This window comes from Stutzerimonas stutzeri, assembly GCF_013522825.1.
GTDB classification, from domain to species: domain Bacteria; phylum Pseudomonadota; class Gammaproteobacteria; order Pseudomonadales; family Pseudomonadaceae; genus Stutzerimonas; species Stutzerimonas stutzeri_AK.
Window position 1 is genome coordinate 24466 of the sequence record NZ_JAAMQZ010000034.1, and the last position, 23629, is coordinate 48094.

21 protein-coding genes and 1 pseudogene are annotated in these 23629 nt (G+C 63.3%); 9 read left to right on the forward strand and 13 right to left on the reverse strand.

Going from position 1 to position 23629, the window contains the following annotated elements:
- Positions 1–6 precede the first annotated feature (6 nt).
- The 7 genes from mrdA (at position 7) to lipB (ending at position 7334) form a co-directional block, all read left to right on the forward strand.
- Entirely contained in the window at positions 7–1896 is a 1890-nt protein-coding gene (mrdA, locus tag G7020_RS18435) for a penicillin-binding protein 2 (protein ID WP_181086597.1), read from the forward strand.
- Complete coding sequence (gene rodA, locus G7020_RS18440) at positions 1893–3038, forward strand: rod shape-determining protein RodA (RefSeq protein WP_258189391.1); 1146 nt, start codon at positions 1893–1895, stop codon at positions 3036–3038. Before mrdA ends, rodA begins: the two co-directional genes overlap by 4 nt.
- A 43-nt stretch (positions 3039–3081) precedes the next feature.
- Positions 3082–4059 carry a lytic murein transglycosylase B gene (mltB, locus tag G7020_RS18445; protein ID WP_181086617.1) on the forward strand — a complete coding sequence of 326 codons (978 nt, stop codon included), beginning with the start codon at positions 3082–3084 and terminating at the stop codon, positions 4057–4059.
- Positions 4056–5048 carry a septal ring lytic transglycosylase RlpA family protein gene (locus G7020_RS18450; protein ID WP_181086598.1) on the forward strand — a complete coding sequence of 331 codons (993 nt, stop codon included), beginning with the start codon at positions 4056–4058 and terminating at the stop codon, positions 5046–5048. The genes mltB and G7020_RS18450 overlap by 4 nt, the downstream gene beginning before the upstream one ends.
- A gap of 62 nt (positions 5049–5110) precedes the next feature.
- Positions 5111–6268 carry a D-alanyl-D-alanine carboxypeptidase family protein gene (locus G7020_RS18455; RefSeq protein WP_181086599.1) on the forward strand — a complete coding sequence of 386 codons (1158 nt, stop codon included), beginning with the start codon at positions 5111–5113 and terminating at the stop codon, positions 6266–6268.
- A 66-nt stretch (positions 6269–6334) separates the two neighbouring features.
- Positions 6335–6619 (forward strand): DUF493 domain-containing protein, encoded by a 285-nt coding sequence (locus G7020_RS18460; RefSeq protein WP_181086600.1) that lies wholly within the window; start codon positions 6335–6337, stop codon positions 6617–6619.
- 58 nt (positions 6620–6677) lie between these two features.
- On the forward strand, positions 6678–7334 hold the full coding sequence (gene lipB / locus G7020_RS18465; RefSeq protein ID WP_181086601.1) for a lipoyl(octanoyl) transferase LipB: 657 nt from the start codon (positions 6678–6680) through the stop codon (positions 7332–7334).
- Between the two features lie 94 nt (positions 7335–7428).
- Here lipB and lipA read toward each other — a convergent pair whose 3' ends face one another.
- From lipA to leuS, 7 genes are all read right to left on the reverse strand, one after another.
- Positions 7429–8481, reverse strand: a complete 1053-nt coding sequence (gene lipA, locus G7020_RS18470) for a lipoyl synthase (protein WP_181086602.1) — start codon at positions 8479–8481, stop codon at positions 7429–7431.
- A 138-nt stretch (positions 8482–8619) separates the two neighbouring features.
- The gene (locus tag G7020_RS18475) at positions 8620–9936 is read right to left on the reverse strand and encodes a methyl-accepting chemotaxis protein (RefSeq protein WP_181086603.1); all 1317 of its coding nucleotides are present in this window, start codon (positions 9934–9936) and stop codon (positions 8620–8622) included.
- 140 nt (positions 9937–10076) lie between these two features.
- Entirely contained in the window at positions 10077–11375 is a 1299-nt protein-coding gene (locus G7020_RS18480; RefSeq protein WP_181086604.1) for a lytic murein transglycosylase, read from the reverse strand.
- A gap of 61 nt (positions 11376–11436) precedes the next feature.
- Positions 11437–11595 (reverse strand): alternative ribosome rescue factor ArfA, encoded by a 159-nt coding sequence (gene arfA, locus G7020_RS18485; protein ID WP_181086605.1) that lies wholly within the window; start codon positions 11593–11595, stop codon positions 11437–11439.
- 150 nt (positions 11596–11745) lie between these two features.
- The gene (holA, locus tag G7020_RS18490) at positions 11746–12774 is read right to left on the reverse strand and encodes a DNA polymerase III subunit delta (protein ID WP_181086606.1); all 1029 of its coding nucleotides are present in this window, start codon (positions 12772–12774) and stop codon (positions 11746–11748) included.
- 39 nt (positions 12775–12813) lie between these two features.
- Positions 12814–13419, reverse strand: coding sequence for an LPS assembly lipoprotein LptE (gene lptE, locus G7020_RS18495; RefSeq protein ID WP_181086607.1), 606 nt, complete (start codon positions 13417–13419; stop codon positions 12814–12816).
- A 45-nt stretch (positions 13420–13464) separates the two neighbouring features.
- Positions 13465–16071 (reverse strand): leucine--tRNA ligase, encoded by a 2607-nt coding sequence (leuS, locus tag G7020_RS18500; protein WP_181086608.1) that lies wholly within the window; start codon positions 16069–16071, stop codon positions 13465–13467.
- A 250-nt stretch (positions 16072–16321) separates the two neighbouring features.
- Between leuS and G7020_RS18505 the strand changes: the two genes are divergently transcribed.
- Both G7020_RS18505 and G7020_RS18510 read left to right on the forward strand, forming a co-directional pair.
- Positions 16322–16771, forward strand: coding sequence for a hypothetical protein (locus G7020_RS18505; RefSeq protein ID WP_181086609.1), 450 nt, complete (start codon positions 16322–16324; stop codon positions 16769–16771).
- Between the two features lie 82 nt (positions 16772–16853).
- Positions 16854–17648, forward strand: coding sequence for a YdcF family protein (locus G7020_RS18510; RefSeq protein WP_181086610.1), 795 nt, complete (start codon positions 16854–16856; stop codon positions 17646–17648).
- A 192-nt stretch (positions 17649–17840) separates the two neighbouring features.
- Here G7020_RS18510 and lnt read toward each other — a convergent pair whose 3' ends face one another.
- From lnt to G7020_RS24130, 6 genes and pseudogenes are all read right to left on the reverse strand, one after another.
- Positions 17841–19352, reverse strand: a complete 1512-nt coding sequence (lnt, locus tag G7020_RS18515) for an apolipoprotein N-acyltransferase (protein ID WP_181086611.1) — start codon at positions 19350–19352, stop codon at positions 17841–17843.
- Positions 19353–19446: 94 nt separating this feature from the next.
- A complete protein-coding gene (locus G7020_RS18520) occupies positions 19447–20292 on the reverse strand; it encodes an HlyC/CorC family transporter (RefSeq protein WP_181086612.1) in 846 nt (281 codons plus the stop codon).
- A 39-nt stretch (positions 20293–20331) separates the two neighbouring features.
- Complete coding sequence (gene ybeY, locus G7020_RS18525) at positions 20332–20793, reverse strand: rRNA maturation RNase YbeY (protein WP_181086613.1); 462 nt, start codon at positions 20791–20793, stop codon at positions 20332–20334.
- Positions 20786–21778, reverse strand: a complete 993-nt coding sequence (locus G7020_RS18530; protein ID WP_181086614.1) for a PhoH family protein — start codon at positions 21776–21778, stop codon at positions 20786–20788. Before G7020_RS18530 ends, ybeY begins: the two co-directional genes overlap by 8 nt.
- A 193-nt stretch (positions 21779–21971) precedes the next feature.
- The gene (miaB, locus tag G7020_RS18535; protein ID WP_181086615.1) at positions 21972–23300 is read right to left on the reverse strand and encodes a tRNA (N6-isopentenyl adenosine(37)-C2)-methylthiotransferase MiaB; all 1329 of its coding nucleotides are present in this window, start codon (positions 23298–23300) and stop codon (positions 21972–21974) included.
- A 223-nt stretch (positions 23301–23523) separates the two neighbouring features.
- Positions 23524–23629: pseudogene (locus G7020_RS24130) on the reverse strand (IS110 family transposase); the annotation flags it as partial.

Consider the following 23629-nt stretch of genomic DNA (forward strand, 5'->3'; position numbering starts at 1 on the left):
CCCAGGATGTCCCAGCCGATTCCCCTGAAAGACCACGAAAAGGATGCCCAGCTGGTGCGTCGACGGGTAATCGTGGGCGGGCTGCTGGTGCTGGTGATGACCGCTGTGCTGATCATGCGGATGTACTACCTGCAGGTGGTGCAGTACGAGCATCACTCGACGCTGTCGGAGAACAATCGCGTTCATGTGCAGCCCATTCCGCCCAATCGTGGACTGATCTTCGATAGAGATGGGCGGATCATCGCCGATAACCGTCCCAGCTTCAGCCTTACCGTGACCCGCGAGCGTGCCGGTGACTGGCGCAAGACGCTGGATACGGTGGTCGAGGTGCTGCAGTTGTCCGCCGAGGAGCGCGAGCTGTTCGAGAAACGCGTGCTGCAGGGGCGACGCCCCTTCGAGCCGGTGCCGATCATGTACGAACTGTCCGAGGAGCAGATTGCCCGTGTCGCGGTCGATCAGTTCCGGCTCCCTGGGGTCGAGGTCGCGGCGCAGCTGGTCCGTCACTATCCGCAGGGAGAGCATTTCGCTCACTCGGTCGGCTATGTCGGTCGCATCAACGAGACCGAGCTCAAACAGCTCGATTCGGTCAATTACAGTGGCACGCACCATATCGGCAAGACCGGTGTCGAGAAGTTCTACGAGGACTCGCTGCATGGCCGGGTCGGCTACGAAGAGGTCGAGACCAACGCCCGTGGCCGCGTGTTGCGGGTGCTCAAGCGCACCGATCCGATTCCCGGCAAGGACCTGACGCTGACCCTCGACCTGGAACTGCAGGAAGCGGCCGAGGCCGCGCTCGGCGGACGTCGTGGCGCGGTCGTAGCCCTGCAGCCGGCCACCGGCGAGGTGCTGGCGATGGTCAGCCAGCCGAGCTTCAACCCCAATCTGTTCGTTACCGGCATCAGCTTCAAGGCCTATGGCGAACTGCGCGACTCGATCGACCGCCCGCTGTTCAACCGTGTTCTGCGTGGCCTGTACCCGCCGGGCTCGACCATCAAGCCGATGATGGCAGTGGCCGGTCTCGATACCGGTGTGGTCACCGAGAAGAGCAAGGTGTTCGATCCGGGGTTCTTCCAGCTGCCGAACGTGAAGCACAAGTATCGCAACTGGAACCGTGGCGGCGATGGCTGGGTCGATCTGGAGCTGGCCATCGCCCGTTCCAACGACACCTACTTTTACGATATGGCCCACAAGATGGGCATCGACCGGATGCATGACTACATGACCCGCTTCGGCATCGGCCAGCGGGTATCGCTGGACATGTTCGAGGAAACCGCCGGCCTGATGCCCTCGCGCGACTGGAAGCGCGCACGCTATCGCCAGGCCTGGTATCCGGGTGAAACGGTGATTCTCGGCATCGGTCAGGGTTACATGCAGACCACGCCGCTGCAGCTGGCCCAGGCGACAGCGCTGATGGCTACCCAGGGCAAGTGGATTCGGCCTCATCTGGCGCGGCGTATCGAGGGCGAGTTGCCGATCGACCCGCAGCCGTTGCCGGATATCGAATTGCGCGATCCGCGCTACTGGGATGCAGCCATCAATGGCATGGAGCAGGTGATGCATGGCGCACGCGGCACAGCGAGAAAGGTCGGCGATATGTCGCTGTATCGCATTGCCGGCAAGAGCGGTACAGCGCAAGTGGTGGCGATCAAGCAGGGCGAGCGCTATGACAGTGGCAAACTCAACGAACGTCATCGTGACCACGCCCTGTTCGTCGCCTTCGCGCCCGTACACGATCCGCAGATCGCCGTGGCGGTGATGGTGGAGAACGGCGAATCGGGCTCCGGCGTCGCGGCACCGGTGGCCAAGCAGGTGATGGATGCCTGGCTGCTCGATGAATACGGGCAACTGAAGGCCGAGTACGCGCTCCCCTTGAGCGCCGAGGCAGGCAAGCCATGAGCGGGACTTTCGACCGAACGCTTTCGACCACCGATGTGATGCGCCGCCGCGCGACACTGCTGCAGCGCATGCATATCGATGGTGTGTTGCTGTTGTTGTTGCTGTTGCTGGCGACAGGCAGCCTGTTCATCCTCTATTCGGCCGGCAGCAAGCACTGGGAGATGCTGATCAAACAGGCCACTTCGTTTGGTATAGGCCTGGCGGCCATGCTGGTCATCGCTCAGTTCGAGCCACGCTTCATGGCGCGCTGGGTGCCGCTGGGCTATCTGGCGGTGGTGGCGCTGCTGTTCGGGGTGGAGTTCTTCGGCTACACGGCGATGGGCGCGACCCGCTGGATCAATATCCCCGGGGTGATTCGCTTCCAGCCGTCGGAATTCATGAAAATCATCATGCCGATGACGATTGCCTGGTATCTGTCTACCCGTGCGTTGCCGCCCGGCGTCAAGCACACGGCCATCAGCCTGTGTCTGATCCTGGTGCCTTTCGCGCTGATCCTCAAACAGCCGGATCTGGGCACTGCATTGCTGGTGATGGTGTCCGGCGCCTTCGTGCTGTTTATCGCCGGCCTGCGCTGGCGCTGGGTTTTCGGTGCGCTGGCGGCGCTGGTGCCGGTTGCCGTGGGGATGTGGTATTTCGTCCTGCACAACTATCAGAAACAGCGTGTACTGACCTTTCTCGACCCGGAAAGCGATCCGCTGGGCACCGGCTGGAACATCATCCAGTCCAAGGCTGCAATCGGCTCGGGCGGCGTGTTCGGAAAGGGCTGGCTGCTGGGCACCCAGTCTCATCTGGATTTTTTGCCCGAAAGCCATACGGACTTTATCATTGCCGTCCTGGCCGAGGAGTTCGGCCTGGTTGGCGTCTGCCTGCTGCTGCTGGTCTATCTGTTGTTGATTGCGCGCAGCCTGATCATCACGGTCCAGGCGCAGACGCTGTTCGGCAAGCTGCTTGCCGGTGCGCTGACCATGACATTTTTCATTTATGTTTTCATCAACATCGGTATGGTCAGCGGGCTGCTGCCGGTAGTGGGTGTGCCGCTGCCCTTTATCAGTTTTGGTGGAACGTCATTGGTGACCCTGCTGGCGGGGTTCGGGGTTTTGATGTCGATCCACACCCATCGCAAGTGGATCGCGCAGGTTTAGAGTGAATGTCTTGAAATCACTACGTAATACCCGGTTGACGCGTGTGCTCTGCGGCGTGGGCCTCTTTGGTGTGCTCGCCGGCACTCAGCTGGTTGACGCAGCCGACTACGAAGGCGAGAAGGTCGCCGAGTTCGTCCGCGAAATGACCCAGGATTACGGTTTTGTCAGTGAGCAGCTGGTCGATCTGCTGGCCCAGGCGGAGCGCAAGCAAGGGATTCTCGACGCCATCTCGCGACCGGCCGAGCGGGTCAAGCCCTGGAAGGAATACCGGCCCATCTTCCTGACTGATTCGCGCGTGGCCCAGGGTGTCGATTTCTGGCGCGAGAACGAAGCCGCGCTGGCGCGTGCCGAAGCCGACTTTGGCGTACCCGCTGAAGTGATCGTATCGATCATCGGTGTGGAAACCTTTTATGGCCGCAATACCGGCAGCCACCGGGTCATCGATGCACTGGCCACGCTGGGCTTCGATTATCCTCCGCGCCAGCCGTTCTTTCGCCAGCAACTCAAGGAGTTCCTGTTGCTGACGCGTGAAGAACAGGTCGATCCGTTGACGCTTACCGGCTCGTATGCCGGTGCCATGGGGCTGCCGCAGTTCATGCCGAGCAGCTTCCGCGCCTATGCGGTGGACTTCGATGATGATGGTCGCATCGACATCTGGAAAAACCCCACGGATGCCATCGGCAGCGCCGCAAATTATTTCAAGCAGCACGGCTGGAAAGCCGGCGAGCCGGTCGTGGCGCGCGCCACGGTAAAGGGCGAACGGCATGCCGAAGGCCTCACCGAGGGTCTGGAGCCGGTCCTGAAGGCTGCCGAACTGCACGAGCTGGGCTGGCACAGCGACGACACGATCGCCGACGACACGGCGGTGACCGCCTTCCGCCTGGAGGGGGCCGAGGGTGACGAGTACTGGATCGGCCTGCCGAACTTCTATGTCATCACGCGCTACAACCGCAGCGTCATGTATGCCATGGCGGTGCATCAGCTCGCCGAACAGCTCGCCGAAGCCAAGGGGGCGCAATGACTAGTCTGCAGATGCGGCTGCTGGGATTGGTGACGGCCATTTCGCTGGTCGTCGGCTGCTCCTCCAAACCACCTTCGTCACCTCCTGCAGTGGTGAAGGGCGGCGCTATCAGCGGCCCGGAAAGCTATTCGCGGCCACATCAGGATGGCGCACCCTGGTGGGACGTGGATGTATCGGCGATTCCCGATGCGGTGCCGACGCCCCATTTCGGCCCGTTCAAGGCCAATCCCTATACGGTGCTGGGCAAGACCTATTATCCGATAGGTGATGGGCGCAACTACCGGGAGACCGGTACGGCGTCCTGGTACGGCACCAAGTTTCACGGGCAGCCGACCGCCAATGGCGAGAAGTACGATCTGTACGGCATGAGCGCCGCGCACAAGACCTTGCCGCTGCCCAGTTATGTCCGGGTGACCAATATCGACAACGGCAAGACCGTGGTGCTGCGGGTCAATGATCGCGGTCCGTTCTATTCGGATCGCATCATCGACCTGTCCTTCGCTGCGGCAAAAAAGCTGAACTTCGCCGAGTCGGGAACGGCGCGGGTCAAGGTCGAGGGCATCGACCCCGTGCAGTGGTGGGCCGACCGCGGCCAGCAGCCTCCAATGGTCCTGGCCCAGCCGCAGAAGGTTGCCAGCAAGCCTGCCGCCAGCACGCTGGCCCAGCCGGTCGAACAGTACACGCCGCCACCGGCGCAGCATGCCGGTGCTACGCTGCCGGTGGAAGTCGGCAACGACGGTGGCGCTGTCGCATCCGGCCTGTTTCTGCAGGTCGGCGCATTCGCCAACCCGGATGCCGCCCAGTTGCTGCGCGACAAGCTCAGCGGCATGACCGGCGCGCCGGTATTCGTCAGCTCGGTGGTCCATCGCGAGCAGGTGTTGCATCGGGTTCGCCTTGGCCCCATCGACTCGGTGGACGAGGCCGAGCAGATCGAGCAGAGCGTGCGTCTCGCCAACCTCGGTCAGCCACGGCGGGTGCGAGGCGAATGATGTGCCGTAGCGGAACCCATGACACCGATTCTGTTTTGCCTATATCCATTTTCGAGAGAGCAATGACTATCACCACCTTCGTGCATCGCCTGTTTCTTCTTGTCCTGCTGACGGTGGCGCCGGTTGCGCTGGCCCAGCCGGTCATCCCTTCAGCGCCACAACTGGCGGCCAAATCCTACGTGCTGATGGATGCCGCCAGCGGCAAGGTACTGGTGGAGAGCGGCGGCGACGAGCGCCTGCCCCCCGCCAGCCTGACCAAGTTGATGACCGCCTACATCGCCACCCTGGAAATCCAGAAGGGCAAGATTGCCGAGAGCGACATGGTCACCGTCAGCGAAAAGGCCTGGCGCACCGGCGGCTCGCGGATGTTCATCCAGGTCAATACCCAGGTTTCGGTGGACGACCTGCTGCACGGCATCATCATCCAGTCCGGCAACGATGCCAGCGTGGCCATGGCCGAGTACATCGCCGGCAGCGAGGAAGCCTTCGCCGACCTGATGAACGCCGCCGCGCAGCGTCTGGGCATGAGCAACACTCACTTCGTCAACTCCACCGGCCTGCCGCACCCGGAGCACTACTCTTCGGCCTCCGACATGGCCAAGCTGGCTCGTGCGATCATCTACGAGGACCCGGCGCACTACGATATCTACGCGCAGAAGGAATTTCTCTGGAACAACATCAAGCAGCCTAACCGCAACCTGCTGCTGTGGCGCGACAAGACGGTCGATGGCCTGAAGACCGGGCATACCGAAGAGGCGGGTTACTGCCTGGTGGCTTCGGCGGTACGCGACGGCATGCGTCTGATCAGCGTGGTGTTCGGCACCAGCAGCGAGCAGGCGCGCGCCGCTGAGACACAGAAGCTGCTGACCTACGGTTTCCGCTTCTTCGAGACACGCACTTTCTACCAGCAGGGCGTCGAGCTGGCCAAATCCCGTGTCTGGAAAGGCCAGCAGGATCAGGTCAGCGCCGGACTGGCCGAGGATCTGACTCTGACCCTGCCGCGCGGCCAGCTGGACAAGCTGCAGGCTGGCATGGCCTTCAACCCCGAGCTGACCGCACCCATCCAGCAGGGTGATGTGATTGGCAAGGTCGAGGTCAGCCTCAACGATCAGGTGCTGCACAGCTCTGACCTGATCGCTCTGCAAACGGTTGAAGAAGGTGGGCTGTTCCGTCGGTTTTGGGATAGCATTCGATTGTTCTTCTTCAACCTATTCAACTGACAACCCTTGCGTGCGTCCTGGCCACCCCGCCAGGATGCGCTTGCGGATCACGAGTCCGTCACAGCCATGAACGAAAGTACAAGCGATACACAGGCGCCAAAAATCGAATTCCCCTGCGAGCGTTACCCGATCAAGGTAATCGGCGAGGCCGGAGAGGGTTTCCGCGAGGCAGTGGTCGAGGTGATACGTCGGCACGCACCGGATTTCGATGAAACCACACTGGTGATACGCGACAGCCGTAACGGGCGCTTCCTCTCCGTCCAGGTGCTGATCACCGCGACTGGAGTCGAACAGCTGCAGGCGATTCACGTCGACCTGCGTGCAACCGGGCGCGTGCAAATGGTGCTCTGATGAGCGCCGCCTTCCTGCACGCCAGGCTGCCTGTGCGAAGCGCCTTCGGAGCCCGTCGATGAGCGGCTCCGTGCTCGGCGTACGAGAGCTTGGTCTGACCGAATATGAGCCTGCATGGCAGGCCATGCAGCGCTTCACCAATACGCGCGGCCCAGCCAGCGACGACGAGATCTGGCTGTTGCAGCATCTGCCGGTGTTCACTCAGGGGCAGGCCGGCAAGGCCGAGCATCTGTTACTGCCCGGCGACATTCCGGTGGTGCAGGCCGACCGTGGCGGTCAGGTGACCTATCATGGCCCAGGGCAGTTGGTGTGTTACCTGTTGCTGGATGTCAGGCGTCTGGGGATCGGCGTGCGTGAACTGGTCAGCCGCATCGAGCAAAGCCTGATCGATCTGCTTGCCAGCTACGATGTGCAGGCCGTAGCCAGGCCCGATGCGCCTGGTGTCTACGTCAACGGCGCGAAGATCGCATCCCTCGGCCTGCGAATCCGCAACGGTCGCTCATTTCATGGCCTGGCGCTGAACGTGGACATGGATCTGGAACCCTTCGGACGGATCAATCCCTGCGGCTACGCCGGCATGAGCATGACCCAGCTGGCCGATCTGGTCGCTGGACCGGTAGCGTTTTCCGAGGTCAGTGCCCGCCTGCGTGAACAGCTGGTCAAGCACCTCGGTTACACGCAGCAGCAGACGCTGACGGGCGCAATAGATTGCTAAGAAGCATGGCGGATATGAAACGCCTGCCTCCAGCAGGCGTTATTCGGCCCGATCGGCCCGTAGCCTGGATTAGCCGAAGGCGTAATCCGGGTTTTCAGTTCAGGTTGAGTGCCGGAATCAGGCTGCTGTCGAACGCCTGGCCCGGCACGGGCACCGGGGCGGCCAGGCCCAGGTTGTTCTTCTCGAACACCCGGTCGGCCCGGTAGCTGGAGCGCACCAGCGGGCCCGCGGCGACTTCCATAAAGCCCTTTTCCAGGCCGATATCGCGCAAGCGGTTGAATTCTTCCGGGCTGACCCAGCGTTTGACCGGCAGGTGGTTGCGGGTCGGCTGCAGGTACTGGCCGAGGGTGAGAATATCCACGCCGATGGCGCGCAGGTCATCCATGGTCTGCAGCACTTCCTCGTCGCTTTCGCCCAGGCCCAGCATCAGGCTGGTCTTGGTCAGCAAATCCGGACGATGGCGCTTGGCGTGCTCCAGCACGCGCAGGGTCTTCTCGTAGCCGGCGCGGGGGTCGCGTACTTCATGGGTCAGGCGTTTGACCGTCTCGACGTTTTGCGCGAAGACTTCCAGGCCTGAGTCCGCTACACGTTCGATGGCTTGCAGGTCGCCGTCGAAGTCCGGGGTCAGGGCCTCGACTACCACCTGCGGGGTGCGCTCCTTGATGGCGCGTACACAGGCGGCGTAGTGTGCGGCACCGCCGTCGTCCAGATCGTCGCGGTCCACCGAGGTCAACACGATATAGCGCAGCGCCATCAGCTCTACCGACTTGGCGGTGTTCTGTGGCTCCTCCTGATCCAGCCAGCCGTTGGGGTTGCCGGTATCCACCGCGCAGAAGCGGCACGCGCGGGTGCACACCGAGCCCATCAGCATGATGGTGGCGGTACCGTTGGACCAGCATTCGCCCATGTTCGGACAGTGGGATTCCTGGCACACGGTGCTCAGCCGATGTTCGCCGACATTGCGCTTGACCGCTTCGAAGCGGCTACCGCTGGGAGCCTTGACCCGCAGCCACTTGGGCTTGGGTTCGAACACCTGGGGATCGCTCGAGGCGCGGCGCTTCTGCCCGTCCTTGATCGCGGTGATGCCCTGAGTGGTGCGGAATTTTTCGCCGCTGGCAACGGTTTTGGGCTGGGAGATATCGGACATCGGCTTTCTGGGCTCCGCTAGAGGCTCCGTGGACGAGGCGGCTCGTGGCCGCCGCGCAGTTTATCACAGGCACTGACCGTTGATTGAGGGTGCCCGCGCAGAGCAGGGGAACGTTCATCAATCGAAGCAGCCGCTTGATCAGCTCTTCAGATGGCTGCTGAAGTGACCCACTGCGTCCACGACTCGCTTGGCGCCCTGCTGGATCTCGACGATCACCGCGCCGGCTTCGTCGGCCAGTTGCAGCCCCTGCTCGGCCTGCTCGCGACCGCTGGCCATGCTCTGCACCGCGGCCTGCGCCAGGCTCTGGTTCTTCTGCACCACGTCGACGATTTCCTCGGTGGCCTGGCTGGTGCGGCCAGCCAGCTGGCGCACCTCGTCGGCGACCACCGCGAAGCCACGGCCCTGGTCACCGGCGCGGGCCGCCTCGATGGCCGCGTTGAGGGCCAGCAGGTTGGTCTGGTCGGCGATGCCGCGAATGGTCTGCATGATGGTGCTGATCAGCTGAGACTGCTTGTCCAGGGCCTCGATACCGGCGGCGGCTTCCTGGACCTTTTCGACGATCTGCTGCATCACATCCAGCGTCTGCTGCACCACGGCAGCACCCTTGTCGGCGCTCTGGTCGGTCTTGCGGGAAATGTCGTAGGCGATGCCGGCAGCTTCCGATACGGCTTGTTCCTGATTGACCTGGTCGGTGATCAGGGTTGCGAACTTGACCACCTTGTAAAGCTTGTCATGGGCATTGAGGACCGGGTTGTAGGAGGCTTCGAGCCATACGGTGCGGCCCATGCTGTCGAGACGCTTGAAGCGCCCAGCGACGAACTCACCTCGATTGAGCTGCGCCCAGAATTCGCGATACTCCGGCGAGTCGGCCTCCTCGGGTGAACAGAACAGCCGGTGATGCTTGCCCTGGACCTGGTCCAGGCGATAGTCCATGACGCGCAGGAAGTTTTCGTTGGCAGTGATGACCTGACCGGTCAGGTCGAACTCGATCACTGCCGTGGAGCGCAGCAGCGCCTTGATCAGGCTTTCGTGCTCCTTGGCGGTGGTGATGGTGGCGGTCAGGTCGTTGGCGCAGAGCGTGAAATACTGCAGCTCGCCGCGCCCGTTGTTTACCGGTTGCCAGATGGCCCGCAACCAGGCCTCTTTGCCATCGCCGCGCAGCAGGCGGAAGGCTCCGCTCCAGTGCTCCGGAGTGCGCAGGGCGCTCAGCAGCGCAGGATGATTGGGATGGCTGCGGAAGGAGTCGGGGATCAGTTCGTCCAGTGCGCGACCGATCAATTCATCCCTGCGGTACTGCAAGGCCTCCAGAAGATTGTCGTTGGCGAAGCGAACCCTGCCCTTGGGGTCGAATTCGATCACCAGCATTTCGCTGTAGAGCGAGTCCTTGATCTGCCGGGTGCTGGAGAGTTCGTCCTGCATTTCGGCCAACTGCTGCTTGAGACGACCGTTGAACATGGGCAGCATCTCCATGAGAATCCCATAGGGTGTGTCTTTGTCTCGGCTAACCGGCTAACCGGCTAACCGGCGAAGCGCTTGCCGATGAAATCCTTGAGAGTGCAGCCGAACATTCGGCTTTGCGCAAGCACGCCGCAGGCTTAACGAGCGCTGCGCAAACGACCCAGCAGTTCCTGGGTTGGATGCCCATCGGCGGGCCACCCCAACTGTTGCTGAAAGCCGCGAATGGCGCTGCGCGTGTTGGCCCCGATGATGCCGTCCGCAGTGCCCGGATCGAAGCCTCTGGCAGCCAGGCGTTCCTGCAATTCCAGCCGTTCGGAGCGGCTCAGCGGCTGCTCGCCCAGCGGCCAGCTGGCGCGAACCTGGCCGGCACCATCGAAACGCTCGGAGAGCAGGCCGATGGCCAGTGCATAGGAGGACGAGTTGTTGTAACGCAGGATGGTGCGGAAGTTATCCAGCACCAGAAACGCCGGGCCGCGATGGCCGGCGGGCAGTAGCAGGCTGGCGCTCGCCTCCTGCTCGCCGCCCGGCAGGCCCTGGACGCCCATGCCGCGCCATTCGCTCAGAGGCTTGCGGATGCTGCTGTCGGCCAGCGCATAGTCGAACCCCTTCGGCAGTGCGACTTCGAAACCCCAGCGCTGCCCCTTTTTCCAGCCTGAGGACTGCAGATAGTGAGCCGCCGAGGCCAGCGCATCGGCGGAACTGTTCCAGATGTCGCGCCGGCCATCGCCGTCGAAGTCCACGGCATAGGTGTTGTAGGTGGTGGGAATGAACTGGGTCTGCCCCATGGCCCCAGCCCAGGAACCACGCAGGTTGTCGGGAGAAACGTCACCGTGCTGGAGAATGTCCAGGGCGGCCAGCAGCTGGGTCTTGGCAAAGCCGGGACGGCGTCCTTCATGGGCCAGGGTGGCCAGTGAGCGAATCACCGACTTGTCGCCCATGATCTTGCCGAAGTTGCTTTCCAGCCCCCAGATTGCCACCAGCGTATTGCGCCCTACACCATAACGCGCCTCGATGGCCGCGAGGGTCGCCTCGTGCTGGCTCAGCAGGCGTTTGCCGCCATCCACGCGCTGTGCGGCGAGGGCGCCTTCGAGGTATTGCCAGACCGGTCGGGTGAATTCCGGCTGGCTGCGATCAGCGGTGATGATGCTTGGATCGGGAGTGACGCCGGCAAAGGCGCGGTCGAACAGCGCTGCCGGCACGCCGGCCTGCAGGGCTTCTACGCGAAAGGCGTCGCGCCACTGGGCGAAGCTTGGTTGCGGCAAGTCGGCTTCAGTAGCTGGGGCGGCATCTGCAGCCTGGGACAGTACGGCGTGCTGTGTATCAGTGTTCGGTGTGGACTGGGCAAGAGGCTCGGCGGCGCAGGCAGCCATGATACTCAGGGCTGAAGCGGCTATCAGGATTCTTGGCAGTACAACGGGGGCGAAGGTGTAAAGCATGCACCACTTCTCGACAGGACATCGGTGGGTGACATTAGCACGCTTTGAATGGCTTGGCTTTTCAAGCCGCCAGAAGGAGTGAAGCCCCCCAGTTTTCGGACTGGGAGGCTTCGCGGCGGTAGCTGCCTTTGCCTTTTTTCGGTTGTTCCTGGCGGCTGCGGAACAGCGGTTGCGCTACCAGTGATTTGGCCTTGTTCGGTCGCTTTTGGCTCTTTGCCATGGGCTCGTCCTCTGGGGTTGGAGTTGGGCGCATCATAGGCGTTGTGCAAAAAATGTCCAGCGGGGAAGTGGTCGAATAAATTCGACCCTACGGGGCATGGCTTTGGAAGCGTGCAGGGCGCGTAGAGCAGAACTTGTTCGGCCAGGTGCGCTAAAGCCCGATCCGTCGTCCGCTCAGTTGCAGGCAAAGGTCGCTCAGGCCGACCCAGGGATCGCCTTCGGCCTGGCCCTTGATCTGTTCATCGATGAGTTGGGCGCTCAGCAGCAGCCGCTGCCAGCCACTGGCATCGTGGCGTTGCAGGGCCTTGCTGACCAAAGGGCGGCGTTTGTCCCAGACCGGCGGGCGGGCCTGACTGAAAGCCCGGTCGAGAGGAACGCCCTGGCTGTAGAGCAGGGCGATATTGGCCAGCTGACGCACTTCGCGGGCCAGCATGGTCATGATGAACAGCGGTTCGACTCCCTCACCACGCAGGCCGTCGAGCATCCGCAGGACATGCTCGGGCTGGCCTTGCAGTGCCGCATCGATCAGACCGAAGACATCGTAGCGGGCGCTGTCGGCGACAGCGGCCTGGACGGTTGCTGCGGTGATCTGGCCAGCTTCGGCGAGAAGTTTGAGTTTCTCGATTTCCTGTACGGCGGCCAGCAGGTTGCCTTCGACCCGTGCGGTGATCAGCTCCACGGCTTCCTGATCGGCGGCCAGCCCGGCCTGCGACAGGCGCTGGCGAATCCACTGGGGCAGTTGTGTGGCATCCACTGGCCAGATTTGCAGGAATTGCACCTGCTTGCCATCGATCAGCGCCTTGGCCCACTTGGTTTTCTGGGTGTTACCGTCGAGTTTCGGCAGGCTGATCAGCAGCACGGTGTCTTCGGCGGGCCGTGTCAGGTAATCGATCAGCGCCGCCGCGCCCTTGTCGCCAGGCTTGCCGTTGAGTATGCGCAGTTCCAGAAGACGTTTTTCGGCGAACAGCGAGAGGCTGGCGCCAGCTTCGACGAGCTGGCCCCAGTCGAAGCCGGTTTCGACATTGAGCACCTGGCGTTCGCTGAAGTCCTGTTGGCGGCAGGCGGTGCGAATGGCGTCGCAGGCTTCCTGGCACAGCAGGTGCTCATCGCCGCTGACCACGTAGACAGGCGCGAGCGGGCCTTGCAGGTGTTTGCCGAGCTGGGCGGGGGAGAGTTTCATGATCGATAGAAATTCGGGAGCCGCAAGGGCTCCCGATGGTCACTGGTTCGGCAGGTCGATGGGCGATTGCTGTGGTTGCGCACCCTGCTCACGCCGCTGTGCCTCAATGGCTTCGGCCTCTGCGCGCTGGCGGGCTTCGGCGGTCTGCTGCAACTGGTCGAGCTGCGCCGGGGTAATGTCGCTGATGCGCATGCTCAACTGCTGGAGCAGTTCGCGGCGCATTTCCACGCGCAACTGGTTGGCTTCCTGATCGGAGCCGATCAGGTTGCTGCTGTCGTGTACGTAGACTTTCTGCACCTCGATGCTGTCTTCCAGCAGCACGGTGTTCTGCGGGCCGCGGAATTGATAGTCAAGTACGCTGGTCAGCTCGTATTCGGCACTGCGCGACGAACTGGTGTAGCTGGCCGTGCGCTGACGGTTCTGCTCACGGACCAGATCCAGGGTGTAGCGCGCGCCGGGATGGACTCGCACGCCGCTGTTGCCAAGCAGTTCTTCCAGTTGCCGGACGGTGTCGCCATGGCTGTTGCGTGCCTGCAGGTTGATTTCCTCAAGGGCGAAGCCGCTTGCGCCGGTTCCGCGAAGCTGGAAGCCACAGGCGCTGAGCAGCAACGCCAGAGCGACCATCATTAGATTGCGTTTGACCATCCTGTTATCCCCTTGCCAGCCCCGGCGCTGTGCGCCACGGCAAAATCAGTTTGCGACGATATTGACCAGCTTGCCCGGCACCACGATGACCTTGCGAATGGTCAGGCCTTCGGTGAAGCGCACCACGTTCTCGTTGGCGCGCGCACTGGCCTCGACTTCTTCGCGGCTGGCGCTGGCCGACACTTCGATCTGGCCACGCAACTTGCCGTTGACCTGCACCACCAGCGTCAGGCTGTCCTGTACCAATGCGCTCTCATCCACGGCGGGCCAGGCCGCATCGATGATCGCACCCTGCTTGCCCAGCTGCTGCCAGAGCTCATGACTGATATGCGGTGTGATCGGTGCCAGCAGCAGTGCAACCGCTTCCAGGCCTTCCTGCAACAGCGCGCGGTCCTGCCCGCTGTCTGTCGCGGCCTTCTCCAGCACGTTCATCAGGGTCATCACCTGAGCGATGGCGGTGTTGAACTTGTGATGCTGGCCGATATCGATGCTGGCCTGCTTGATCGCCAGATGAATCGCGCGGCGCACGGCCTTCTGCTCGTCCGACAGCGTGGCGAGGTCCAGCGTGCCCGGCAGGCCGGCACTGACGTGGGCATGGGCCAGACGCCAGACGCGACGCAGGAAGCGGCTCGCGCCTTCGACGCCGGAGTCGGACCACTCCAGGCTCATGTCCGGCGGCGAGGCGAACATCATGAACAGGCGGCAGGTATCGGCGCCGTAGGCATCGATCATCGCCTGCGGGTCGACGCCGTTGTTCTTCGACTTGGACATCTTCTCGGTGCCGCCGATGATCACCGGCAGGCCGTCGGCCTTGAGGGAGGCGCCAATGATCTTGGCTTTCGCGTCACGCTCAATGTCCACTTCGGCTGGATTGAACCACTGACGGCTGCCATTGGGCTGCAGGCGGTAGTAGGTATCGGCCACCACCATGCCCTGGGTCAGCAGGTTCTTGAACGGCTCGTTGGACGTCACCAGACCTTCGTCACGCATCAGTTTGTGGAAAAACCGCGCGTACAGCAGGTGCAGGATGGCATGCTCGATACCGCCGATGTACTGGTCCACCGGCAGCCAGTGGTTGGCTGCAACCGGGTCGACCAAACCCTTGTCGTAGTGGGGCGAGGCGTAGCGGGCGTAGTACCAGGACGACTCCACAAAGGTGTCCATGGTGTCGGTTTCGCGCTTGGCCGCGGCGCCACACTGCGGGCAGCTGCACTCATAGAATTCCGGCATCTTGGCCAGCGGGCTGCCAGCGCCGTCCGGCACCACGTCTTCGGGCAGCACCACCGGTAACTGGTCTTCCGGCACCGGCACGTCGCCACAGCTTGGGCAATGGATGATCGGGATCGGGCAGCCCCAGTAGCGCTGACGGCTGATGCCCCAGTCGCGCAGGCGGAACTGGGTGCGGGCCTGGCCGAGGCCTTTGTTCTGCAGGGCGACTTCCATTGCGTCGAAGGCGCCGTCGAAGTCCAGACCGTCGAACGTGCCGGAATTGATCAGCTCGCCATGTTCGCCGTAGGCGTCCTGCCAAGGGGCAGGCGTTTCGTCGCCCGCGCTGGTGCGCACCACCGGCTTGATCGGCAGGCCGTACTTGCTGGCGAACTCGAAGTCGCGTTCGTCATGCGCCGGCACGGCCATGACAGCGCCTTCGCCGTAGCCCATCAGCACGTAGTTGGCGACCCACACCGGCAGCAGTTCGCCGGTCAGCGGGTGCTGTACGCGCAGGGCGGTGGCCAGGCCCTTCTTTTCCTGGGTAGCGATGTCCGCTTCGGCCACGCCGCCACGCTTGCATTCGTCGATGAAGGCTTGCAGCTCGGGGTTGCCCTGGGCTGCGCGCGTGGCCAGCGGGTGTTCGGCGGCCACGGCGACGTAGGTGGCACCCATCAGGGTGTCGGGGCGGGTGGTGAAGACCTTCATCACACCTTCGTTGCCGATGCTGGCGACGTCGTAGGGGAAGCCGATCTCCATGCCGCGGGACTTGCCGATCCAGTTGCGCTGCATGGTCTTGACCTGTTCCGGCCAGCCGTCCAGTTCGTCCAGGCTCTCCAGCAGCTCATCGGCGTAGGCGGTGATCTTGAAGTAGTACATGGGAATTTCGCGCTTTTCCACCAGCGCGTCGGAGCGCCAGCCGCGACCGTCGATGACCTGCTCGTTGGCCAGTACGGTCTGGTCGACAGGGTCCCAGTTCACGGTGCCGTTCTTGCGGTAGATCACGCCCTTCTTGTACAGGCGGGTGAACAGCCACTGCTCCCAGCGGTAGTAATCCGGCTTGCAGGTGGTGATCTCGCGAGACCAGTCGATGGCCAGGCCCAGGCGCTGGAACTGCGCCTTCATGTACGCCATGTTCGAGTAGGTCCACTTGGCGGGCGCGACCTGGTTCTGGATAGCGGCGTTTTCCGCCGGCATGCCAAAGGCGTCCCAGCCCATGGGCTGCAGCACGTTCTTGCCCTGCATGCGCTGGTAGCGGGCGATCACGTCGCCGATGGTGTAGTTGCGCACGTGCCCCATGTGCAGCTTGCCGCTGGGGTAGGGGAACATCGACAGGCAATAGAACGTGTCCTTGCCGGGCTGTTCGCTTACTTCAAAGGATTTCTGCGTGTCCCAGTGGGACTGCGCGGCGGCTTCGATTTCGCGGGGCTGATACTGTTCGTGCATGGCTACTGGCATAGGAAGAAGTGGCTGGCTGTCCGCGAAGCAGCGCGGGTTGCGTCATGCCGGCTCGCCGTCTGACTACGGCGGCGGCACTGCGGGCTGGATGCGGAAGCCTGAAAGCCCAGTAGCATACATGACCCCCCTTGATCGAGGGAAACCCGATTTGCCGTGCGCCCCGTTTGTCGCAGACGGCCTGGATGCCTGAGCCTGAGCTACGCTTGTAACGGGGGCGGGACGAGCAAAGAGGTGAATCATGACTGAAGAGCGCCAGGTGGATGAGGGCAACCTGTATGGACGTGTGCTGCAACGGCTGACGCTGGCCCTGGAGGAGGCTGAGCGAGCGGCGAGCGCAGGCGGGGATGTTGGTGGCGAACTGGAAGTCGGCGGGCTGACGCCGGCGGAGTTTGAATTGATACGGGCGTATCTGCAGCAGGATGCGCAATGGTTGTCGGGCTGGCATGCGGCTGCCGAGGAGCAGGCGCAGATGCTGCGTCAGGCTGCGCGACCTACGCTGCGCGCCTTGCGCCAGCATCCAGGCAAGGCGTGCAAGCAGGCCCCTCTTGCCCTTCGACAGGTGCTGACGTGTGCGATCTGTGGCGCGACGGTGAACTGGCCGGAAGCCGCCGGCCCGGCTGCCTGTACGTCCTGCGGCTCGCAACTGCTGCGTGCGCGGCAGCGTTTACATACCTATCCCAAGCATTGATGGCTATTTGATTGCAGTCAGCGGCTGCATGTTGAATGCCTTGAAGAGTAGAGTTGCGGCTACCGCCACGTAGGAGCCGGGCATGCCGATTCGCTATTTCTTCAAACAGTTGATATTGCCCCCTGGCGGCCTGTTGTTGCTGCTGCTCGCGGCCTGGTGGCTGCGGCGACGGGCGCCACGGCTGGCAGCGCTCTGCTTCGTGCTGGGGTTTGGCGGTCTGTGGCTGATGAGCCTGCCGGTCACGGTGGAGTGGGCCGCGCGGGCGCTGGAAAGCGAGCCGGCGCTGGAGCGCGCGCAGTGGAGCAGTCTGAACAGGGAGGCGCAGGCGATCGTGGTGCTCGGCGCCGGTCGCGAACAGGCCGATCCGGGCTGGGGTTCGGACCAGCCCAGCCATATCGCCCTCGAACGGCTGCGCTATGCCTCACGGCTGGCCAAGGACTCGGGCCTGCCGATCCTGGCCAGCGGTGGGCTGCATTATGGCAAGCCGCCGAGCGAGGCCCTGTTGGCGGCTGAAGCCCTGCAGCGGGATTTCGATACGCCTGTGCGCTGGCTGGAAGAGCACAGCCGCACTACCTGGGAAAATGCCCTGTACAGCGCCGAAATGCTCAAGGCCGCCGGCATCCAGCGCATCGTGCTGGTGACCTCTGCCGCGCACATGCCGCGCTCGCGCTGGTGCTTCGAGCAGCATGGCCTTGAGGTGATCGCCGCGCCGGTGGGCTTTCTCGGCGTCCCGCATGGCCGGCCTTTCGGCGGCTGGCTGCCGGAGACCAAGGCCGTCTGGCAGAGCGGCATGCTGCTCAACGAGGCGGCGGGGCTGCTGGTTTATCCGCTGTTATACGAAGGGGCCGATAAGAGCGCTGGAGGTTGGGAGGGCTGAACGAAAAGCAGGTCGGCTTGAGTGTTTGGATCGTCGGATTACGCCTTCGGATACCCGGATTACGCCTTCGGCTAATCCAGGCTACGGTCTGTCCGGTTTTGTAGGATGGAATCGCCGCAGGCGCTTCCGTCGTTTAATCAATCCACCACGCGATCGGGTCACGCTTTGGCGAGCCGAGGGCAGGGTGAGTCGTTATCCGTTTCTCCGCCTGAACACCGCCCAGCCCAGCAGCGCCGCGCACAGCACGATCAGCGGCCAGGAGCGCCATTGCAGGTAGGGCGTCAGGCCCTGCATGGGCGTGACTTCACCGTAGAGCACGGCTTGCTCGAACGCGGGAATCCGCTCGGTGATGCGACCGTATGGGTCGATCAGGACGGTGACGCCGTTGTTGGTGGCGCGAATCATCCAGCGACCGGCTTCCAGCGCGCGCATCTGCGCCATCTGCAGGTGTTGCAGCGGGCCGATGGAGCGCCCGAACCAGGCGTCGTTGCTGACGGTGAGGAGGATGTCGCTCTGCGCGGCGAGGCTGGCGGCGAACTCGGGGTAGACCACTTCGTAGCAGATGAAGGGGGCGATTTGGTAACCCTTGGCCTGCAACAGCGCCTGCCCCGGCTCGCCACGGGCGAAGTCGGACATGGGCAGGTCGAAGAAGGCGATCAGCCCGCGCAGCACGTCCTGCAGCGGTACATATTCGCCGAAGGGCACCAGCTTCTGCTTGAGGTAGGTGCCCTGAGCGTCGCCGGTGCTGGTCAGGCCGTTGTAGTAGCGCAGCTCACCGTCGGCGTTCGGCTGGCGTACCGGCACGCCGGTAATCAGTGCCGACTGTCGATCTTCGGCGAAGCGGCTCATCATGCCCAGATAGCCTTCGGCGTGATCCTTGAGGATCGGTACCGCCGTTTCCGGCCAGACGATGAGGTCGGCAGGGCGGCTGCGGAAGGTCATGTCGCGGTAGAGCAGCAGCTGCATTTCGAGCTTTTGCGGGTCCCATTTGAGGCTCTGGGCGACGTTGCCCTGCATGGCCGCGACGCTGATGGACGCGCCCCTGGCGTTGGTCCAGGCATGCTGGCCGAGACCCAGCGCGCCGCCCCAGAGCGTAACCAGAACCACCAGCGCGACCGCCAGCGAGGCTTTTTGCGTCAGCAGGCGTGGCAGCTGGATGAGCAGGGCTGCGCTCAGTGCGATCACGAAGCTCAGCAGCCAGACGCCGCCCAGCGGCGCGAGGCCGGCCAGCGGGCCTTCGAGCTGGCTGTAGCCGACGTACAGCCAGGGGAAGCCGGTCAGTACCCAGCCGCGCAGGGCGTCCAGGGCAAGCCAGAGGGCGGCGAAGGCCAGCGCGTCGGGCAGGGGGGCGTTCGTCTGGCGCAGCCAACGTACCCAGACCCAGCCCAGCAGGGCGAAGAACAGCGCAAGCCCGGCGACGAAGCCCAGCGTCAGGGCGCCGGCCAGCAATGGTGGCGCGGAGCCGAAGTCGTGGATGCTGACATACACCCAGCTGACACCCGAGGCGAACAGGCCGAAGCCATAGCACCAGCCACGGCCCGCGGCCTGCTTCGCAGCCGGTTCGCGCAGGCCGAGATAAAGCAGGCCGACCGAGAGCAGCGCCAGCGGCCAGATATCGAAGGGCGCCAGCGAGAGGGTGGCCAGGGCGCCGGCGGCCAGCGCCAGTAGGTTGCCCGGCCAGCCGGAGCGGGTGATCCAGTGCATCGGCAAATCCTTTGAAAGACGATAGAAGCCGATAGAAGCGCTTGAGGCTGGAAGGCTGGACGAAGGGCCGATCCCGCTCCAGCCTCCCGCTGTGCTAGCGGTTTTCCGCCATGCGGGTGAGTCGCAGCATATGCACGCGGCGGCTGTCGGCGTTGAGAACACGGAAGCGGAAGCGGTCTATCTCCACCACCTCGTTGCGTTTGGGCAGGTGGCCAAAGCTGTTCATGACCAGGCCGGCGACCGTATCGAACTCTTCATCGGGGAATTCGCTCTGGAAGAACTCGTTGAAACTGTCGATGGGCGTCAGCGCCTTGACCAGGAAATCACCGCTGGGCAACGGACGAATGTAGCTGTCTTCCTCGATGTCGTGCTCGTCCTCGATATCGCCGACGATCTGCTCCAGCACGTCCTCGATGGTCACCAGGCCGGCGACGCCGCCGTACTCGTCGATGACGATGGCCATGTGGCTGTGGTTGGCGCGGAACTCGCGCAACAGCACGTTGAGGCGCTTGGATTCGGGGACGAAGGTCGCCGGGCGCAGCAGGTCCTTGATGTCGAAATTGGGCTGCTCGTCCTGCAGGATCAGCGGCAGCAGGTCCTTGGCCAGCAGCACGCCGATGACTTCGTCGAGGCTGTCGCCAACCACGGGGTAGCGCGAGTGCGCGGCGGAAATGATCGCCGGCAGGAACTCCTTCGGCGACTGGTCGGCCCTGATACTCATCACCTGCGAGCGCGGCACCATGATGTCGCGCACCTGCAGGTCGCCGACCTGGATGGCACCCTCGACGATGGCCAGGGCTTCGCTGTCGAGCAGTTTGTTCTGGTGGGCGCCGCGCAGGGTCTCCAGCAGTTCTTCGCGGCTGTTCGGCTCTTGGGCAAAAGCCTGGGTGATTTTTCCAAACCACGACTTCTGCCCGTTGCTCGATCGATCTTCGCTCATGTCTTTGACTCGATGGTCTCTTGTAGATGCCCGTGCGGGCTATTCGTAGGGGTCGGGGTGACCCAGTTCGGCCAGCAGTTGACGTTCGAGGCTTTCCATTTCTTCGGCTTCATCGTCGTCGATGTGGTCGTAGCCGAGCAGGTGCAGGCAGCCGTGGATGACCAGATGCGCCCAGTGCGCAGCCAGTGCCTTGCCCTGTTCGGCGGCCTCGCGCTCGACCACCGGCACGCAGATGACCAGGTCGCCGAGCAGGGGAATGTCCAGCAGCGGCACGCCGCCCGGACCTTCCGGCACATCGGCGGGAAACGACAGCACGTTGGTGGCGTAATCCTTCTGCCGCCAGGTGCGGTTCAGTTCGCGGCCTTCGGGCTCATCGACCAGGCGAATGGTCAGTTCGGAGTCCGCACTGCGCTGGCGCAGGGCCAGTTCGCACCAGCGGCGCAGGTCCGCCTCGGCGGGCGTTGCACCGCTGCTGGCGCACTGCAGGTCGAGTTCAATCACGGGCTGGCCTGCTCACTGGCGGCTGTTTGTCTTCGAAGGCCTCGTAGGCTTCGACGATGCGTTGCACCAGTGGGTGGCGCACCACGTCCTTGGCTTGGAAGTGGGTGAAGCTGATGCCGTTGACGTCCTTGAGCACGTCGATTACATGCGCCAGGCCGGATTTGGTGCCGCGCGGCAGGTCGACCTGGGTGATGTCGCCGGTGATCACCGCGGTGGAGCCGAAGCCGATCCGGGTGAGGAACATCTTCATCTGTTCCAGCGTGGTGTTCTGGCTTTCGTCGAGGATGATGAAGCTGTTGTTCAGTGTGCGACCGCGCATATAGGCCAGCGGCGCGATCTCGATCACCTGCTTCTCGATCAGCCGCGCCACGTGCTCGAAGCCGAGCATTTCGTAGAGCGCGTCGTACAGCGGGCGCAGGTAGGGGTCGATCTTCTGCGCGAGGTCGCCGGGCAGGAAGCCGAGTTTCTCGCCGGCTTCCACCGCCGGGCGCACCAGCAGGATGCGGCGGATCTGCTCGCGCTCCAGCGCATCGACGGCGCAGGCGACGGCCAGATAGGTCTTGCCGGTGCCCGCCGGGCCGATGCCGAAGTTGATGTCGTTATCGAGGATCGACTGCACGTAGCGCTGCTGGTTGGCGCCGCGCGGGCGAATGTTGCCCTTGCGGGTGCGCAATGAAATGTTCGGCGTGGTGGAGGGGTTGACCAGCTCCTCCATGCCCGATTCCTGCAGAAACAGATGAACCAGATCCGGCGACAGCTCGGTGCTCTTGGTCTCGCGGTACAGGCGACGCAGCAGGCTTTCGGCAGATCTGGCGACATCGCTCGGGCCAACCAGCTCGAACTGGTTGCCGCGGTTGCGAATCTCCAGGTTCAGACGCTGTTCGATCAGTCGCAGGTGCTCGTCGAATTGGCCGCAGAGATTGGCGAAGCGATTGGCTTCGAAGGGTTCGAGGGTAAAACGTAGCGGTTCGGTGGGGGCGTTCAAGGGCTTTTGATTGACCGTGCTCGGCAGATAAGGAACTGAAGAATAGCGCTGTAGAAGGAAAAAAGCAGCGGCAAGCAATCACGCAGCTGAATGACATTCCCGTAGGGCCGAATGCATTCGGACAATGGGCGTGGCCGAACACGTTCGGCCCTACGGTACGGGGTAAGGCGCAACAGCCCAACCTGGTCTGGCTTCAGCCGAGCAGGGTGCCACGCAACGAGTGCGGCAGGGCGTCGTCGATGTGCACGTCGACGAACTGGCCGATCAGGCGCGGGTTGTCGCAGCGGAAGTTGACGATACGGTTGTGCTCGGTGCGACCTTGGAGCATGCCGGGGTCTTTCTTCGAGTAATCCGTGACCAGGATGCGCTGGGTGGTGCCCGCCATCCGCCGGCTGTGTTCGAAGCCCTGCTGGTTGATCCGTTGTTGCAGGATCGCCAGGCGTTGCTTCTTCACCTCTTCCGGGGTGTCGTCGGCCAGGTCCGCCGCCGGCGTGCCGGGGCGCGAGCTGTAGACGAAGGAGTAGGAGAAGTCGAAACCGATGTCTTCGATCAGCTTCATGGTCTGCTCGAAATCCTTGTCGGTCTCGCCGGGGAAACCGACGATGAAGTCCGAGCTGATCAGCATGTCCGGCACCGCCGCCTTGAGCTTGCGGATGCGCGACTTGTACTCCAGCGCCGTGTGGTTGCGCTTCATGCCGGCCAGTACGCGATCGGAGCCGGACTGCACGGGCAGGTGCAGGTACTTCACCAGCTCCGGCACCTCGGCGTGCGCCTGGATCAGGGCGTCGGAGAATTCCAGCGGATGGCTGGTGGTGTAGCGGATGCGGTCGATGCCGTCGATGGCGGCCACCACGCGGATCAGCTCGGCCAGGTCGGCGCTGCGCCCGTCATGGGTCGCGCCGCGATAGCCGTTGACGTTCTGCCCGAGCAGGGTGACTTCGCGCACGCCGTGCTCGGCCAGGTGGATCACCTCGGCCAGCACGTCATCGAAGGGCCGGCTGACTTCTTCACCACGGGTATAGGGCACCACGCAGAAGGTGCAGTACTTGCTGCAGCCTTCCATGACCGAGACGTAGGCCGTCGGGCCGTCGACGCGGGGCTCCGGCAGGCGGTCGAATTTCTCGATTTCGGGGAAGGAGATATCCACCTGCGGCTGCTGGGTGGTGCGCGCCGCATCGATCATTTCCGGCAGGCGATGCAGGGTCTGCGGGCCGAATACCACGTCCACGTAGGGTGCACGGTCGCGGATCGCCGCACCTTCCTGGCTGGCCACGCAGCCGCCGACGCCGATGACCAGCTCGGGATTGCCCTGCTTCAGTTCGCGCCAGCGACCCAGCTGCGAAAAGACTTTCTCCTGCGCCTTCTCGCGAATCGAGCAGGTGTTGAGCAGGATCACATCGGCCTCGGCCGGATTGCTGGTGATTTCGAGCGGCTGCTGTTCGCCCAGCAGGTCCACCATGCGCGAGCTGTCGTACTCGTTCATCTGGCAGCCGTGGGTTTCGATGTAGAGCTTGCGGGTCATGTTACGGGCCGGCGTTGTGCAAAAAATGACCGGCGATTATAGGCGCAGGAAGAGGGGGAGAAAAGCGTAAGAACAGCGGCAAGCTTCAAGCCGCAAGCTTCAAGTAAAAGGGCTGCCGCATGGCGGGAGCTTGTAGGGCCGAACTTGTTCGGCTGCGCATCTTTGACCGAATGAATTCGGCCCTACAGGTGGCAGTCGTCAGTTGTAGATACCGTCTTGCCCCTCACTTCGCAATAGCGAGTTCGGGGTTGAACGGTTCGCCGGATTTCAACACGCCATAGGCGATACAGAGCAATTTACGCATCGCCGCGCAGACGATCTGTTTGCCG